This is a genomic window from Mycoplasma anseris ATCC 49234 (assembly GCF_000702805.1).
GTDB classification, from domain to species: domain Bacteria; phylum Bacillota_I; class Bacilli_A; order Mycoplasmatales; family Metamycoplasmataceae; genus Metamycoplasma; species Metamycoplasma anseris.
This window is the reverse complement of sequence record NZ_JNJX01000019.1, coordinates 1-3,770: the sequence shown is the minus strand read 5'-3', so window position 1 is coordinate 3,770 and position 3,770 is coordinate 1. Positions and strand designations below refer to the sequence as shown.

General features: G+C 22.0%; 2 protein-coding genes. One reads left to right on the top strand and one right to left on the bottom strand.

Annotation, left to right across the window (positions count from 1 at the left end):
* Positions 1 to 327: 327 nt before the first annotated feature.
* The gene (locus T401_RS07320) at positions 328 to 2,364 is read left to right on the top strand and encodes a hypothetical protein (protein ID WP_033179060.1); all 2,037 of its coding nucleotides are present in this window, start codon (positions 328 to 330) and stop codon (positions 2,362 to 2,364) included.
* A gap of 159 nt (positions 2,365 to 2,523) precedes the next feature.
* Here the strand turns inward: T401_RS07320 and T401_RS07315 are convergent.
* Positions 2,524 to 3,770 (bottom strand): coiled-coil domain-containing protein (locus T401_RS07315; RefSeq protein ID WP_033179059.1); only part of this gene is annotated, 1,247 nt, incomplete at its 5' end.

Below are 3,770 nucleotides of genomic sequence, written 5' to 3'. Positions count from 1 at the left end.
AAAAAAAAAAAAAAACATTCTTTTTTCAATACTTTTTGTTTGTTTTCTTCATTTTTTTTGTTTTTATTTAATGTTTGCTATTAATTTATTATTTCTTTTTTATGAAAACGTGATCTTAATTATATTAATATTTAAATTTGATACATAATGTAAAAATCATTCAAAAAATTATAAAAATATAAGAGGGTAATTTTTCACAATTATAATTGCCAATGTTAATTTAAAAAAGTTTTTTATCTAAATTTCTTTACTTTTTTAGAATTTTTTTTAAAAAAATTTTAAAAATAATATATATATATATACTAAAATTTGTAAAAAGGATAAAATATGAAAAAGTCAAGAAAAATAGCTTTAATCGTTTTAGGTCTAGCAGCAGTTGCTGCTATATCAACAACTGCATACATTTTTGCTAGAAAATCTAATAAAAATGTTAAAGAAAACAAAATATTATCTTTAATTGAAAATATTAAGGAATATCAAAAACAAAATTCAAATGTCATTGATAATATTTCCTTAAATACTGAATTTGCAAGTTTAATTGATAGTTTAGACAAACAAAGCAATGTTGAAGATGAAAAAGAATTAAAAGATATTTTAGATAATTCAAATGCCAAATTTAATGTTTTGAAAAATAAAATGGAATATCTAAAAATTGAAAATAATCTTGTTTCGTACTTAAATGAAATTAATAATAATAAATATCAAAATATATATAATGAATTATTGTCTAAAAAAAATGAGCAAAATGAACTAGTTAAAAAAAGCAATGAAAATGAAAAAATTGAACAAGCTAAAACTGCTTTAAATTCTGCTTTAGAAAAAGCTAAAAAAGATGTTCAAGTGATTAATGAAACTAACAATAAAAAAAGTGAATTAACAAAACTAAATGAAGACATTGCTAAGGAAATTACAACATGAGAAGATCCAAAATATGAACCATTAAAAACTGAATTAACTAGTTTTTTAGATACGCAAAATACTGCATCTAAAAAAGAAAATATTACTCTTGATGAATTAAAAACAATCATTGAATCTATTAAAAATAAATTTAATGAAGTTCAAGGTAAAAAATTAGAAATGGATAAAGAGGCAATTAAGGATGAATTAAACACTTTAGTAACAAATGCTACATCAATATTAGAAAGTCCTTATTTAATTAATGGTACAGACAATACAAACAAAGATCATTTTAATGAAGTTATTGAATTTTCAAAGGAATTGATTAAAAAACCTGATACAACTTCAGAAAAATATAGTCAACAAATATCTGCATTAAAAAACGCAATTAATACCGCTGAAGAACAAATTAATACACAAAGAAATGAATTATTATCTAAATTAAGAGAAAGAGTTGAATTGCCTTCAGATTATTTAAATGATGAAGAATTTAAGAAAAATACAAAAAATTTAGATACAACATTAAATAGTGAAATTGAGAAAGCAAATGCTATATTGTCAGTTGATCCTAAAACTGTTTTAAAACCTAATTTAGTAGCTGCAATTGAGAAAGTAACAGAAACTCAAGAAGGTGTTCAAAATTATATTAGTGCTTTAAATGATTTAAAAAGCTTAAAAGAATATCGTGATAAAATTAAAGATAAATATACATTAAAGATTGAAGATTTAAATCATGATATTAATTCATATGAAACAAGTTTAGGCAGAAATTACCCTTCTTTAAAAGCATATGCTTCTCTAAAAAGTTTTATTGCTAGAGGGAAAAATAAAGCAGTTATTAATGATTTTAATGCATATAAATCAGCTATTAATGAATTTAAAAATAGTGAAGAAAATCAATCATATTTTACAGATGAAGAAAATAATCTTAATAAGATCTTTAAAGAATTTGACAATATTAATGAAATAACATCTGAAATGAGCGATGAAAACATTAATTTAATTACAAATATGAATAAGAAATTAGAAGAAGCTCAAAAAACTAAAAAATCATTAGTGTGAAAAAAATATGTTGAATTAAAAGAAAAAGCAAAGAAATATTTAATTCAAGAAGATTATTCAGAAATTAATTCAATTCACCACGCTTATAAATTAAAACAATTGATTGATGATTATGAAAGTTATAATGAAAGCATTGAAACTTCTGCAGTACATAGAGTTAATACCCAAATTTCTGATTTAATTTCAAAAATTGACTCATCATTAGAATCAGATATTCAAACTATTTATAGTAATATTGAAACATATATTAACACAGACAATAATAATAAAGAAAAAAGAGATCAATTACAAGGAAAATTGAATACAATTAAACCTGAAATTGACTCAAATAAATCATCAGGTGATATTAATATAGTTTTAACTAAATTAAAAGAATTAAATGAATTTTTTAATTCAAATAAATAATTTTTCTAAAAATAAATAAGAGAGAGGTTTCTCTCTTTTTTTATTTTAAATCTACTCACATATATCTAATAATATTATGTAAATAAAATAAAAACACCATAGATTTCTATGGTGTATAAATTAATAATAGTTGAAACTTTATTTAAAAGTGAAATGAATTTAATATTGATTTAAAATCTTAATTCATTCAGCATATGTTTGTTTTGTCTTTTCTTCATTGAATTTTAAGTTATATTCTACAAATCAATTATTTATTATTGGTATTAAACGTTTTCAGATGGCTTCATGGTTTTCAATAGAAATGGTTGTTGGTCTAATATTATAATTTTCTATATATTGTTTTATTTGTTTAACTTTTCCTTCAAATTCAGAAAATTTTCCCATTTTATCTAAATGTTCTTTATCAGTAATAAGAGCTTTTTTCATAAATGCATATTTTTCTAATAATTCGAATCATGTTTTAGCTTTGTCATATAAGGTGTTGTAATCACGCAATGCATCTTCAAGAGTTTTTCTATCAGAACTAGTGTTATCAAATACAGGTTGTAATTTAGATATTTTTTCATTTAAAGCTGCTTCCAAATTAAATTTCGTTGGATAAGTTTTTAGTAATGATAATGTTAAACTATCTTTGGTATTTGAAAGAGTAGTTTCAATTGTTGAACGTAATTCAACTTTTAGCCGAGTAGCATCATTATTAGTTTCTTTTATTAAGTTTTCAAGTTCACTTTTCTTGTTTTGGAATTCTAAAAGAGTAGAATTTGGTTCAGCTAATAAAGCATTTGTTGATTCAATTAATTTAGTAATTTTATTTTGCAATTCTTGCTTGTCAATTACATATTCATTATTTTTATCTTGGTTTAATTTACTTAATAATTCATTAATTTGATTTCTTATATCATTTTTTGTCTTATATTCAGTAATTCCGTTGTTTAATTCTTGTAATTTCTTTTTAAACTCATTGGCATCATTATCTTTATTATTTAAAACTGGACTAATATTACTTACAATAGTCAATAACTGTTGTCTTTCAATGTTATTTAAATTATATCCATTAACTTGTGTATTAACTTCATTAATTTTATTATTAAGCACATCATATGCCATTTTTCATTCATTTTGTTTCATCTCTATAGCATCAAATGTGGTACTTAATTCATTATATGCTAACTCTAACGAATTGGCTGTGGAATTTACATCATCTTTTTTAGCTGTTGCAGTTTTAATGGCAGTGTTTAATTCATTTTTAATTGATGTATTTTCAACTGTTTTATTAAATAAAGTTGCTTTATCAATTAAGGCTTGTAATTTTTCTTTTGCTTGTTTTTCTTGTTGTTTTCTTGCTTCAGCTTTTTGTTGAATTTCTTTAAACTTAGTTTCTAAGGCGGTTTTAGCAGCATCTAAAC